At 61.3% G+C, this 13,093-nt stretch carries 13 protein-coding genes; 7 read left to right on the top strand and 6 right to left on the bottom strand.

Annotation, left to right across the window (positions count from 1 at the left end):
• Positions 1-101: 101 nt before the first annotated feature.
• Entirely contained in the window at positions 102-1,049 is a 948-nt protein-coding gene (locus AC1DYQ_RS01720; protein WP_477685307.1) for a LysR family transcriptional regulator, read from the bottom strand.
• A gap of 124 nt (positions 1,050-1,173) precedes the next feature.
• On the opposite strand from AC1DYQ_RS01720, the gene AC1DYQ_RS01725 reads away from it, so the two are divergent.
• The 6 genes from AC1DYQ_RS01725 to AC1DYQ_RS01750 all read left to right on the top strand — a co-directional run bounded on the left by AC1DYQ_RS01725 (position 1,174) and on the right by AC1DYQ_RS01750 (position 5,120).
• Positions 1,174-1,875, top strand: a complete 702-nt coding sequence (locus tag AC1DYQ_RS01725; RefSeq protein WP_477685308.1) for a pirin family protein — start codon at positions 1,174-1,176, stop codon at positions 1,873-1,875.
• Positions 1,876-1,999: 124 nt separating this feature from the next.
• Positions 2,000-2,395: a DoxX family protein gene (locus AC1DYQ_RS01730; protein ID WP_457280229.1), complete on the top strand. Its 396-nt coding sequence runs from the start codon at positions 2,000-2,002 to the stop codon at positions 2,393-2,395.
• A gap of 96 nt (positions 2,396-2,491) precedes the next feature.
• Positions 2,492-3,046, top strand: coding sequence for a flavodoxin family protein (locus AC1DYQ_RS01735; RefSeq protein ID WP_477685309.1), 555 nt, complete (start codon positions 2,492-2,494; stop codon positions 3,044-3,046).
• Positions 3,047-3,086: 40 nt separating this feature from the next.
• On the top strand, positions 3,087-3,494 hold the full coding sequence (locus AC1DYQ_RS01740; protein ID WP_477685310.1) for an OsmC family protein: 408 nt from the start codon (positions 3,087-3,089) through the stop codon (positions 3,492-3,494).
• Positions 3,491-4,375 carry a pirin family protein gene (locus AC1DYQ_RS01745; RefSeq protein WP_477685311.1) on the top strand — a complete coding sequence of 295 codons (885 nt, stop codon included), beginning with the start codon at positions 3,491-3,493 and terminating at the stop codon, positions 4,373-4,375. The genes AC1DYQ_RS01740 and AC1DYQ_RS01745 overlap by 4 nt, the downstream gene beginning before the upstream one ends.
• Before the next feature lie 49 nt (positions 4,376-4,424).
• On the top strand, positions 4,425-5,120 hold the full coding sequence (locus tag AC1DYQ_RS01750; protein WP_457280233.1) for a DUF599 domain-containing protein: 696 nt from the start codon (positions 4,425-4,427) through the stop codon (positions 5,118-5,120).
• Between the two features lie 14 nt (positions 5,121-5,134).
• Here AC1DYQ_RS01750 and egtB read toward each other — a convergent pair whose 3' ends face one another.
• Both egtB and AC1DYQ_RS01760 read right to left on the bottom strand, forming a co-directional pair.
• Entirely contained in the window at positions 5,135-6,478 is a 1,344-nt protein-coding gene (gene egtB, locus AC1DYQ_RS01755; RefSeq protein WP_477685312.1) for an ergothioneine biosynthesis protein EgtB, read from the bottom strand.
• Between the two features lie 120 nt (positions 6,479-6,598).
• Complete coding sequence (locus tag AC1DYQ_RS01760; protein ID WP_477685849.1) at positions 6,599-7,408, bottom strand: sulfurtransferase; 810 nt, start codon at positions 7,406-7,408, stop codon at positions 6,599-6,601.
• 83 nt (positions 7,409-7,491) lie between these two features.
• Between AC1DYQ_RS01760 and dnaE the strand changes: the two genes are divergently transcribed.
• Entirely contained in the window at positions 7,492-10,974 is a 3,483-nt protein-coding gene (dnaE, locus tag AC1DYQ_RS01765) for a DNA polymerase III subunit alpha (RefSeq protein ID WP_477685313.1), read from the top strand.
• A 72-nt stretch (positions 10,975-11,046) separates the two neighbouring features.
• Here dnaE and tolA read toward each other — a convergent pair whose 3' ends face one another.
• Genes tolA through tolQ form a run of 3 tightly spaced genes read right to left on the bottom strand, consistent with a single transcriptional unit; the run spans position 11,047 to position 13,093 of the window.
• A complete protein-coding gene (tolA, locus tag AC1DYQ_RS01770; protein ID WP_477685314.1) occupies positions 11,047-11,925 on the bottom strand; it encodes a cell envelope integrity protein TolA in 879 nt (292 codons plus the stop codon).
• Between the two features lie 16 nt (positions 11,926-11,941).
• Positions 11,942-12,382, bottom strand: a complete 441-nt coding sequence (locus AC1DYQ_RS01775) for a biopolymer transporter ExbD (protein ID WP_457280237.1) — start codon at positions 12,380-12,382, stop codon at positions 11,942-11,944.
• 18 nt (positions 12,383-12,400) lie between these two features.
• Positions 12,401-13,093 carry a protein TolQ gene (gene tolQ / locus AC1DYQ_RS01780; protein WP_457280238.1) on the bottom strand — a complete coding sequence of 231 codons (693 nt, stop codon included), beginning with the start codon at positions 13,091-13,093 and terminating at the stop codon, positions 12,401-12,403.

Below are 13,093 nucleotides of genomic sequence, written 5' to 3' on the forward strand. Positions count from 1 at the left end.
ATCACATCTCAACCATAAACGAAAACTTTAAGAACCTGTTTCAAGCACACTCTACACGCAGCCGCAGCGCATGCGCAGATATTGCGTGCCACTACGGGTTTTCATGCAGACTGATCACGCTCCAACAGGGCTTTTCGCGTGGCGGGATTTTCCAGTTGCTTGAGCCACCATTGCAGCGCCCGCCCGCCATGACCGTCCACGGCGCGCAGCCACGCATAACTCATGGGCACCAGGCGCGGGGCTCGTTGCATTTTTTTCTCGACCAGCCTGCCGGTGGCGACATGGGGACGCGCAAGGTATTCAGGCAAAAAGCCGCCACCCAGGCCCCGCAGCTGGGCCTGTAGTTTTTCCTGCATGCCGGGCACCGTAAAAATGTCCTGGCCACCGAGCAGGCCCACGGTGATGCCGCTGCCACGCTGCACGGAATCCGCCACGGCCACGGCCCGGTGGGGCATCAGCATCGCATCCGTTATCGGTTCAGCAGCTTTTGCCAGCGGATGGTGCGGCGCCACTGCGTAGATGAAATGAATGCTGCCCAGTGTCTTGTGCTGCACCGACGTATTGACGGACGGTTCCATGGCCACCCCGATGGCCAGGTCTGCCTGGCCGGACGTGAGGGCTTCCAGCGTGCCCGACAGCGCTTCTTCGCGAATCCGCAGGCGTGTGGGCGGGTTCAGGGCAAAAAAAGCTTCGCACAGCTCCATCACGGTGGTGCGCGAGATCACACTGTCCACGGCCAGCGTGAGCTGCGGTTCCCAGCCGGTGGCAACGCGCTTGACGCGGTTGGCCACGGCGTCGAGTTCGGCCAGCAGGCGGTTGCCTTCACGCAGCAGTTCCTTGCCGGCCTCGGTCAGTTTGGCCTGACGTGATGACCGGTCAAACAGCAGTACGTCCAGGGCGTCTTCCACCTGGCGGATGCGGTAGGTGAGGGCGCTGGGAACCAGGCCCAGCTCGCGCGCCGCAGCCGCCATGCTGCCGGCCCGGTGCACGGCGCCAATCAGGCTGATGCTCTCCGGGGTCAGGGCGTCGCGAATCCGGTTATTGCTCATTGGGGGAAATAACATTCAAATAATTTGAATGATGCCATCAAAACGCAGCAATGAAAAGCGGGCTGCGGGCGCCTACATTGGAGTCATTGCAACGCAGTTCAACGCACCTTGAAAGGAGCACCTCATGATGACTTTAAGAACATCCGGCGAACGCGGTTACGCCGACCACGGCTGGCTCAAATCTTTTCATTCGTTTTCGTTCGCCGGCTATTACGACCCGGCCCACATGGGTTTTGGCAATCTGCGCGTCATTAACGAAGACCGCATTGCCGCCGGCCGCGGCTTCGGTACCCATGGCCACAAGGACATGGAAATCATCAGCTATGTGCTGAGCGGTGAGCTTGCGCACAAGGACAGCATCGGCAACATCAAGGGCATCCCGCCCGGTGATGTGCAGCGCATGAGCGCGGGCACCGGTGTGCAGCACAGCGAGTTCAACCACGCAGACGGCCAGACCACGCATTTCCTGCAGATCTGGATTGAACCCAACGTGACCGGCATTCCGCCTAGCTACGAACAAAAGACGTTTGCCGATGCTGAAAAGCGCGGCGCGTTGCGGCTGGTGGCTTCGCCCGACGGCAGCAAGGGCTCGGTGCTGATCCATGCTGATGCCAGGCTCTATGCAGGCCTCTTCAACGGCGCGGAAACCGCCACGTTGCCGCTCGACGCGAAGCGCAAGACCTATGTGTTCCTGATTCGCGGACAGCTTGAAGTCAACGGCCAGGTACTGAAGGCCGGCGATGCCGCTGCGCTGCAGGCAGAAGGCACACTGCAACTGGCGCACGGCCAGGACGCAGAGGTGCTGGTGTTTGACCTGGCACCGTAACGCCCGGTCACATGCTGTAACCCATCACCCAGGTCAGGTGCCGAATGCGTACAGCCGCATGGCGCTTGCCCAGAGTGTTTTTTTCCTCCATCATTTCCCCGTTTACTATTTATAAGGACTCATCATGCTCAATTCCCTGCAAAACCCTCTGTCCCTGATCGGCCGCCTGCTGCTGGCCCTGCTGTTTGTGCCTGCCGGCTTCAGCAAGATCGCCGGCTTTGCCGGAACGGTTGGCTACATCGCCTCCAAAGGCGTGCCGCTGCCTGAAGTCGCTGCCGCCATTGCCATCGTGGTAGAGCTCGGCCTGGGCATCCTTTTGGCCGTGGGCTTCCAGACGCGCTGGGCCGCGCTGGCCATTGGCGTCTTCACGGTCGTCATCACCTGCGTCTTTCACGCGTTCTGGGTTGACCCTGCACAACAGATGGCGTTCTTCAAGAACATGGCCATCGTCGGCGGCCTGTTCACCGTCGCGGCTTTTGGTGGCGGCGCCTGGAGCGTAGACGGCAAGACCAAAGGCTGATCCATCAACAGGGCTGCAGCTTTGGGCATGAAGCCCTGCTGCAGCCTTTTTGTTTGCCTGCTTTAGATTTCAACTCTCTGCCGCGAAAGACACCGAATGTCCAAAGTTGTCGTGATTTACCACTCCGGCTACGGCCATACCCAACGCATGGCGCAATCAGTGGCCGAGGGCGCGGGCGCTGAACTGGTGGCTATTGATGCCGAGGGCAACCTGCCCGAAGGCGGCTGGGAAACCCTCGATGCCGCTACAGCCATCATCATGGGATCACCCACCTACATGGGCAGCGTCAGCTGGCAGTTCAAGAAGTTTGCCGATGCTTCCTCTAAACCCTGGTACACCCAGGCGTGGAAGGACAAGCTGTTTGCCGGCTTCACAAACAGCGCAGCCATGAGCGGTGACAAGATGTCGACGCTGAATTACCTCTTTACTTTGGCCATGCAGCATGGTGGCATCTGGGTCAGTCAGGGCGTACTGCCAAGCAACAGCAAGGCGGCAGGGCGCAGCGACGCCAACTACCTTGGCTCTTACAGTGGCGCTGTCGCACAATCGGCATCGGATGCAGGTGCCGGCGAAATGAACGCAGGCGACCTGGACAACGCCCGCAACTTCGGGCAGCGTGTGGCCGGTATCGCCGCGAGATTCGCTCCCTGAATCAGCTTTCTAAACCAGCTTTCTTTTTACAGGAATTGTCATGACCGTTGAACTCAGGCGCAACCCTCCGGCGGAGCTGGCCCAACATCTGCAAATTCGCAGCCACGAGCTGATTACCGATGCGTCACTGGCAGAAGGCGGTGACGATGCCGGCCCCTCGCCCCATGACCTGTATGACGCGGCGCTGGGCGCGTGCAAGGCCGTGACGGTGATGTGGTACGCCCGCAAGAAGGGCATTCCCGTCGACGAGATAAAAACGCGGGTTGAGCGGGACGACTCTCAGGAGCGCGCCGGCGTTTACAAGCTTGCCACCAAACTCCAGATCAAGGGCGCCCTGACGGATGCCCAGTTGCAGGAATTGCACACCGTTGCCCAGAAATGCCCGGTGCACAAGCTCATGAGCACCGTCACGACGGAAATCACGACGGACGTGGAACGGCTGACATGAGCGCTGCACTGAAACTGACCGGGCATCACAAGGACCTGGGCGGCGGCTTCATGGTGCGCCGCCTTCTGCCTTCTGCGCAGCAGCAGTCTGTCGGCCCTTTCATCTTCTTTGACCACTTTGGCCCGGTGACCGAACAACCCGGTACCAACCATGACGTGCGGCCGCATCCGCATATCGGCCTGGCCACCGTGACCTATCTGTTCGAAGGCGCCATGATGCACCGCGACAGCATCGGCTCTGCCCAGCGCATAGAACCCGGTGCCATCAACTGGATGACGGCTGGGCGGGGCATTGTGCATTCGGAGCGCGCGCCCGACGACCTGCGTGACACCCCATATGTGAACCACGGCCTGCAGCTTTGGGCTGCCTTGCCAGCAGAGTTTGAAGAAACAGCGCCCGGTTTTTCACACACGCCTGCGGACAGCATTCCCGAGGTATCCGTGGACGGTGCGGTGGTGCGAGTGCTGGTCGGTGAGGCATTCGGAAAAGTCTCGCCCGTCAAGACCTTCTCCAAAACGCTTTACCTGGATGTGGCGCTCGCGGCAGGCACGCCTTTCACGTTGCCGCCGCTGGCAGCGCAGATGGCGCTGTATGCGGTGGACGCCGACCTGCTGCTGGATGGCGAGCCGCTGGCAATGCACACCCTCGCGACCCTCTCGCCCGACACAGCGGTGCAGCTCAGCGCAAACACCCCGACGCGCCTGGTGGTGATCGGTGGCGATGCGCTGGATACGCACCGCTTCATGTGGTGGAACTTTGTTTCCAGCCGCAAGGAACGCATCGTGCAGGCCGGCGAGGATTGGGCCGCCCAGGCCATGGGGCAGGTGCCCGGGGAAACCGAATTCATCCCGTTGCCTGAACGGAAATTCACTGCGGGCTGAGGCGCGGTCAAAGCCTTTTCAGGGAAAGCGCAGCGTTTAAGATCACGCGATGCAAATTTTCAGCCTGCTTCCCTGGTCCGACTGGATGGCCATTGTCTGGTTTTTTGGCGGCTGGATGGGCTATGCATGGTTCGCCCGGCACTATGGGGTCAAACGGCCTTCGCTGCTGCGTACCACCAACCGTTACCGGCACCATTGGCTGATACAGGCCACGTCGCGCGACCCGCGCGTGATCGACGGCATCATCACGCAGAATCTTTCCAGCACACCGGCTTTTTTCTCTTCAACCACGATCATCATCATCGGTGGGCTGTTCGCGCTGCTGGGCACCACCGACAAGGCGGCCGAGCTGGTGCGCGAAATCCCCTTTGCCGTGCGCACCTCGGTGCTGATTTTTGACCTCAAGGTACTGCTGATGGTGGCGGTGTTTGTCTACGCATTTTTCCGCTTCAGCTGGTCCATGCGCCAATACACCTTTGTCGCCCTGCTGATTGGCTCCATGCCGTCGCCGCAGGAGTTTGAGGTGGGGAAGTTCGACCGTGAAGCGTTTGCCACGCGCGCCAGTCGCATGGTGAGCCTGGCGGCTGAAACCTTTAACGACGGGCTCCGGGCCTACTACTTCAGCTTCGGCATCATGGCCTGGTTTTTTTCCACCTTTGCGTTTGCGCTGGCCACTGCCGTGGTGGTGCTGATTTTGTACAACCGCGAATTCAACTCGGATGTGCTGGACGTGTTGCGCGAATAGCCTGACTGTGCTTTTCAGGGCCGGCCGTCCGGCAGGTCACGTGCCAGCCGCACCCCGCTGAATTGCCAGCGCGCATCGGGTGGGAAAAAATTCCGGTAGCTGGCGCGTATGTGGCTTTGGGAAGTGGCGCACGAGCCGCCGCGCAGCACAAACTGGTTGCACATGAACTTGCCGTTGTATTCACCCACCAGCCCTTCCCAGGGCTTGTAGCCGGGGTAGGGGTTGTAATTGGACTGTGTCCATTCCCAGACGTCGCCGTACATTTGGGCCGGCAGGCCGTGGCTTTCCTCCTGCTGCGGCAGGGGGTGGTATGCCGATTTTTCTACAAAATTGCCTTGCGGCGCAGGGCTGGCCGCCACACTGCGTGCTGCCAGCTCCCACTCAAATTCTGTCGGCAGGCGCGCACCGCTCCAGCGCGCAAAGGCATCGGCTTCGAAGTAGCTGAGGTGGCAGGCCGGCGTGTTCGGGTCTACATCAATCAGCCCTTGCAGCGTGAAGTGCTGGTAGTGCCCTCCGGAGCCCTGCCAGTAGAAGGGCAGGTTGACGTGATTTTCAATCGCCCAGTCCCAGCCCATGGAAAGCCACAATTCCGGACGCTGGTAGCCCTTGTCGGCGATGAAGGCCATGATCTCGCCGTTGGTCACCGGCCGGCTGGCCAGTTCGAAGGGCGCGACATAGACCTTGTGACGCGGCGTTTCATTGTCGAAGACGAATTCGCCGTCGCGCGCCGCGTCAAAACCGTGTTCCACCAGGCCGGCCTCATGGCGCAGCCAGTCCACCGGTTGCGGATGTATGCCGGCAAGCGGCCAGCGGCTGGCGTAGGCCGGGCGCGCGGGATTGAAGGACAGCGCGTGTTTGATGTCTGTCAGCAGCAGTTCCTGATGCTGTTGCTCATGGTGCAGGCCAAGCGTGACCAGGCTGGCCAGCTCTTTTTTTTGCGCGGTGTTGGCGTCGGCCTCTATCTGCGCAATCACCTCCAGCATGCGCTGGTCGACCTGTGCACGGTAAGCCAGCACTTCGTCGAGGGAAGGCCGGCTGATCAGCCCGCGTTTGGGCCGTGGGTACTTGTCGCCTACGCCGTTGTAGTAGCTGTTGAACAGCACCCTGAAACCTGGATCAAACGGCTTGAAGCTGGATTCAAAGCGCTCGAGGATGAAAGTCTCGAAGAACCAGGTCAGGTGAGCCAGGTGCCATTTGGCGGGGCTGGCATCCGGCATGGACTGGAGCTGGCAGTCCTCGGGGCTCAGGGGCTCGATCAGGGCTTCGGTCTGCGCCCTGATGGCCATAAAGCGCACGGCCAGCGGAGACTGCCGCGCCGGGAGGGTGTGGGAGCGGGAGAGTGATGGTTCTGTAGGCATGATGGCTATCGTATGGATGGGCGCGACAGGGGGCTGACCCATGACCTGCACAAAAGGGAAACGGTGAAGTTCGGTGTGATAGCAATGACCGGCTTAAAAGCTTTGCACGGCACCAGGCCTTCAGCTGTCAGACAAGGCCTCGAATGCAGTGGGGATGGTCGGGGGAACGGGCCTTGAAAGCGGCTTGGCCACGGGATTGACCTGAGGTTTCAGTTCAGGGTCCAGGGCGCGCCGCTCGTCAAACACAAAACATTCACCGTCAAAATGCGCGCGTCCGCTTTCCTCAAAATACTTGAGGATGCCGCCATCGAGCTGCCAGACGTTTTCCACCCCGGCTTCGCGCATGAGGATGGCTGCCTTTTCGCAGCGAATGCCGCCGGTGCAAAAACTCACGACGGTTTTGCCCGCAAGCTCTTGCCGGTGTGCCAGCAGGGCCTGGGGAAATTCGGTGAACTTGCTGATGCGCCAGTCGATGGCATTTTTGAAGGTGCCGACATCGGCCTCAAAGTCATTGCGGGTGTCCAGCGTCACCACCGGGCGGCCGGTATCATCGCAGCCCGCGTCAAGCCAGCGCTTGAGCGTGGCTGCGTCCACCGCCGGAGCGCGACCTGTGGCTGGCTGGATGGCGGGGTGGTTCATGCGGATGATTTCCGGCTTGACCTTGACGAGCAGCTTGCGAAACGGCTGGGCGCCTGACCAGCTTTCCTTGGCCTGCAGGTCGCTAAAACGGGCATCTTCTTTCAACCATGCCAAAAAATCATGAATATCCTGCGCCGGGCCTGCAAGGAAGAGGTTGATGCCTTCTTCTGCCAGCAGTACGGTGCCCTTGATGGCGCGCTGCTGCAGGGCCTCGGCAATGCTGGTTTGCAGCACCGCAGGCTGCGCCAGCGTGACAAACTTGTAGGCTGCAATGTTCAGGATTTGCATGATGCGGTCGATTGTAGGCAGGCACGCAGGGCCTTGCACTGCGTCACGGCGCCTCAGCGGACAGCCTCGGCCCTAAAATGACCTTTATGTTTGTTCATTTGCGCCTTCACACCGAATTTTCAGTCGTCGACGGCACCAACCGCATCGATGAAATCGTCGCTGCCGCCGCTGCCGACCACCAGCCGGCCCTGGCCATCACAGACCTCAGCAATCTGTTCGGAACCGTCAAGTTTTACAAGGAAACCCGGGGCGCAGGCGTCAAGCCGATCATTGGGGCCGATGTATGGGTGCAGGTGCCAGGCAAGGAAGCCGGAGCGCCCGCCGCGCGCCTTCTGCTGCTGGTGCAAAACCGCCAGGGGTACCTGAACCTCTCCGAGATCCTGACGCGGGCCTGGACCAAAAACGTGGTGCGCGACCAGGCGGTGGTCAAGCTCGAATGGCTGCAGGAACTAAATGAAGGCCTGATTGCGCTGTCGGGCGCGCAGGGCGGGGCCGTGGGCCAGGCGCTGCTGCAGGGCGACAGCGCGCGCGCCGTCGAATGTGCGCTGTACTTTGCGGGCCTCTTCCCGCACCGCTTTTACCTGGAGCTGCAACGTGCCCAGCGCCCCGATGACGAACGCCACGTGGCGGCCGCCGTCCAGCTGGCCGCGCGGCTCAAGCTGCCGGTGGTAGCCACCCATCCGGTGCAGTTCCTGACCTACGACGATTACGAGGCACATGAGGCCCGTGTGTGTATTTCGGAAGGCGAAATCCTGGGCAACACGCGCCGCGTGCGTAAGTTCACGCGGGAGCAGTATTTCAAGTCGGCCGGACAAATGGCGGCGCTTTTTGCCGATGTGCCCACCGCGCTGGCCAATACCGTGGAAATTGCCCGGCGCTGCAACCTCACGCTGGAGCTGGGAAAACCCATGCTGCCCGACTATCCCACGCCGGAAGTCAATGGTGTGCGCATGCCGATCAACGAATACTTCCGCCACGCGTCGTTTGAAGGGCTGGAAGAGCGCCTGGCACACCTGTACCGCGACGTGGCCGTGCGCGACCAGAAGCGGCCCGAGTATGTGAAGCGCCTGGAGTTCGAGATCAACACCATCCTCAAGATGGGTTTCCCGGGCTACTTCCTGATCGTGGGTGACTTCATTAACTGGGCCAAGAACAACGGCTGCCCGGTGGGGCCGGGCCGGGGCTCGGGCGCGGGCTCGCTGGTGGCGTATTCACTCAAGATCACCGACCTGGACCCGCTGCAGTACAACCTGCTGTTCGAGCGCTTCCTGAATCCGGAACGGGTTTCCATGCCCGACTTCGACATCGACTTTTGCCAGAGCAACCGCGACCGAGTGATTGACTACGTGAAAGACAAATACGGCAAGGAAGCCGTGAGCCAGATCGTGACCTTCGGCACCATGGCCGCGCGCGCCGCCATCCGCGACGTGGGCCGCGTGCTCGACTTTCCGTATGGTTTTTGCGACGGCATTTCCAAGCTGATTCCGAACAAGCCGGGCCAGCACATCACGATTGAACAGGCAAAGGAGCAGGAGCCCATCCTGGCCGAGCGCGAGCGCAAGGAAGAGGACGTACAAACATTGCTGGCGCTCGCACAAAAGCTCGAGGGCCTGACCCGCAACGTCGGCATGCACGCCGGGGGCGTGCTGATCGCGCCCAGCAAGCTGACCGATTTTTGCCCGCTTTATGCCCAGCCTGGCAGCGACTCCGCCGTGAGCCAGTTCGACAAGGACGACGTGGAGGCCATAGGCCTGGTCAAGTTCGACTTCTTGGGCCTGGCCACTCTGACCATCCTGGAAATCGCCCGGGAGTTCATCATCGCGCGCCACCCGGCGCAAAAAGACTTCAAGTTCGAGGACTTGCCGCTCAACGACCGCAAGGTCTACGAGCTTTTCGGCCGGGGGCAGACCGAAGCCGTGTTCCAGTTTGAAAGTATCGGCATGCAGCGCATGCTGAAAGACGCCAAGCCGGACCGCCTGGAAGACCTGATCGCGATGAATGCCTTGTATCGCCCGGGACCGATGGAGCTGATCCCGACCTACATCGCGCGCAAGCAGGGCAAGGAAGTGCCCGAATACCCGGACCCACGCGTCAAGGCCATCCTCGAAGAGACCTACGGCATCATGGTCTACCAGGAGCAGGTGATGCAAACCGCGCAGATCCTGGGCGGCTACTCGCTGGGCGGCGCCGACTTGCTGCGCCGCGCGATGGGCAAGAAGAAAAAAGAGGAGATGGACGCCCAGCGCGAGATCTTCCGCAAGGGCGCGGGCGAGGGTGGCCTGAGCGAGGAGAAGGCCGACGAGGTTTTCGACCTGATGGAGAAATTCGCGGGCTACGGCTTCAACAAGTCGCACTCCGCCGCCTATGCGCTGCTGGCGTACCACACAGCCTGGCTCAAGGTGCACTACACCGCCGAATTCTTCGCCGCCAACATGACGGTGGAAATGGACGACACCGACAAGCTCAAGATCCTGTTCGGTGATGCGCAGAAGATGGGCATCCAGTTCGAATCGCCCGACATCAATCGCGGCGACTACCGGTTCGAGCCGATCAGTGCCACATCGGTGCGTTACGGCCTGGGCGCCGTCAAGGGCACGGGCCAGCAGGCGATTGCCGCCATCGTGGCGGCGCGCAAGGAAGGCGGCCCCTTTACCTCGCTGTATGACTTTTGCGTGCGCGTGGACCGCAGCCGGCTCAACAAGCGCACGGTGGAAGCCCTCATCAAGGGCGGTGCCTTCGACAACCTGCAACTCAACCGTGCGTCGCTGCTGGCGTCGGTGGACCGCGCCTTTGAATTCGCCGCCGCAACCGAAGCCAATGCCAACCAGGGCGGGCTGTTCGACATGTCCGACTCGCACGCGGCCAGCACCCAGGAGCCGGCGCTGGTCGAGGCCATGCCTTTTGGTGTGAAGGCGCGGCTGGTACTGGAAAAAACGGCGATCGGGTTTTATCTCTCGGGCCACCTCTTTGACGAGGTGGAAACTGAAGTGCGCCAGTTTGCCAAGCGCAAGATTGAGGACCTGATCGATTCGCGCGAGCCGCAGCTGCTGGCCGCCATTTTGAGCGACCTGCGCGTCATCAACGGCAACCGCGGCAAGCTGATCATTTTCAAGCTCGACGACAAGACCGACGTGCTTGAAGCCTCGGTGGACGAAACGACCTTCAACGCCAACCGCAACCTGCTCAAGGACGACGAACTGGTGATCGTGCAAGGTACGCTGCAGGGTGCGTCGGAGCGCTTCGGCCGCCGCTTCAAGGTCACGCAGGTCTGGGACCTGGAAACTGCCCGCTGCAAATTCGGCAAGTACCTGCGGGTGGCGGTCAACGGTACCGCACCGGATATCTCCCGGCTGGTCAGGGACTTCCCGCCACGCCGCGAGATGTCAGACCAGGGAGAGCTCAGCCGCGGCTTGCCGGTGCGCTTGAGCCTCAGGCGGCAAGGCGAGGCCGGCGGCGTGACAGCGGAGCTTCATCTAGGGGAAGCGGCCAAATTCTTCCCCACCGATGCCGCGCTGGCCAGCTGGATGGCGCAAGCCGACAAAGGGTTGGTGCAGATTGTTTATGAGTGAAATAGGCCTTCAGCCTAATAAGGCCGGGCGCAAGCAGCTATTGAATTGATAGCGAAGTGTTTGCGGTCAAGCCTAGTCCTTAGGCCTGAACTCCAGGATCATGGGCGTCGGGACACGTCCATCCACGTCGCGCGGCATGGTGCCCGTGCGGATGATGGCCTTGATCACCGCGTCGTCCCATGCCTTGTTGCCGCTGGATTTGACCAGGCGCTGGCTGATGACGGTGCCGTCCAGCGTGGTGCGCACTTCTACTTCGGCAGTCGGGTTGCCGGCAATGTCTTCGGTAAACACAATGTTGGGCACAACCTTGGCCCTGACCTTGCCGCCATAACTCGCTGAGGGCCCACCGGCTTTTTGCGCCGTGCCTTTGGCCTCGGCGCCACCAGTGGCACCGGCCTGGCCCATCATCCGTTTGAGGTTCTCGTCGCGCAGCTTCTTCGCTGCAGCATCGGCCAGTTTTTGCTTCTCGTCGTCTTTCGCGTCCTGCTTCTTCGCTTCGGCCTTTTTGGCGTCTTCAGCGGCTTTGCGTTTGGCCTGCTCTTCCTTGGCCTTCAGTTCTTTTTCCTTTTTTGCGAGCTGCTCGGCCTTGAGCTTTTCCTGCTTCTGGTTCTCGGCCTCTTTTTGCTGCTGCAGCAGCTTGCGTTTTTTCTCCTGCTCCAGGGCGATGTCGACATTGGGCGCTGGCGGCGGTGTCTTCACTTCCGGCGTGGGGCGTGCGGGTGGAGGCGGCGGTGGGGTGGGGGCTTCCACCAGTTTGGGCGCTGCCGCCTGCGGCACGCTGGACCAGATTTCGGCGTCAAACGACACGGCCTTGTCGCTGTGCTTCCAGTTGATGCCCCAGGTCAGCGCGGCCATCAGCAGGATGTGGGCAAGCAGGGCCAGCCCGAATGCGCGCAACGACCCGCTGTCGCGGGGCGGTCCGAATTCGAGGCGGTCTGCGGCGCTGGGCATGGTGGGTTGTGGGTGGCTACTTGTTGCCGGTTTGCACCGAAAGGCCCACGCGCGACACCCCGGCTTTTTGCAGGTTGTCCATGACCTGGACCACGGTTTCGTACTTGATCGATTTGTCGGCGCTGATGACCACGGGCACAGCTTCGGCGCCGGCGGCTTTCACGGCCGGCTCCAGCCGGGCGATGTCACCTGCGACGTTGCGCACGTTGCTGGGCACGCTGTCGGTCTTGATCTTGATCTGCACGGTTTCATCCTTACTGATCAGGATCTGCACTGGGTTCTGCGGCTGGCTGGGCGCCTTGCCGACCTTGGGCAGGGCGATCATGCTGGGCGTGATGAGCGGCGCCGTCACCATGAAGATGATGAGCAACACCAGCATGACGTCGATGAACGGCACCATGTTGATCTCGCTGATGGTGCGCCGGTTGCGGCCGCGGCGGGAATTGACTGCTGGCATGGCGGTCTCCTTACAGCTCTAGTGTCCCGAAGGAGATTGGGCGCCCAGGTTGCGCTGCAGGATGTTGGAAAACTCTTCGATGAAGGTTTCGAGCCGGTTGGCAACGCGGTCGATGTCGTGCGAGAAGCGGTTGTAGGCCACCACGGCCGGAATGGCCGCGAACAGGCCGATGGCGGTGGCTACCAGTGCCTCGGCAATGCCCGGTGCTACTGTGGCCAGCGTGACCTGCTCCAGGGCGGCCAGGCCGGTGAAGGCGTGCATGATGCCCCAGACCGTGCCGAAGAGGCCGACGTAAGGCGAGACGGAGCCAACGGTGGCAAGGAAGGAGAGATTGGCTTCGATCGCATCCACCTCACGCTGGTAGCTTGCGCGCATGGCGCGGCGTGCACCGTCCAGCAGGGTGCCGGCGTCGGTGATGCGGCGCTCGCGCAGCTTCTGGTATTCGCGCATGCCGCTGGCAAAAATGCGTTCCATGGGGCCGGAGTGTTTGGCGTTTTGCGCAGCGCCGGCGAACAGGTCGTTGAGGCTCGTACCCGACCAGAACTCGCGGTCGAATTCGTCATTGAGCTTCTGCACTTTTTTCAGGGCAATGATTTTCCTGAAGATGGCGGCCCAACTGGCAATGGACACGCCCACCAGCAGCGCCACCACGGCCTGAACGACCCAGCTGGCATTGAGGATGAGGCTGACGATGGAGAGGTCTTGATTCAT

Source organism: Polaromonas sp. P1_F4, assembly GCF_056405675.1.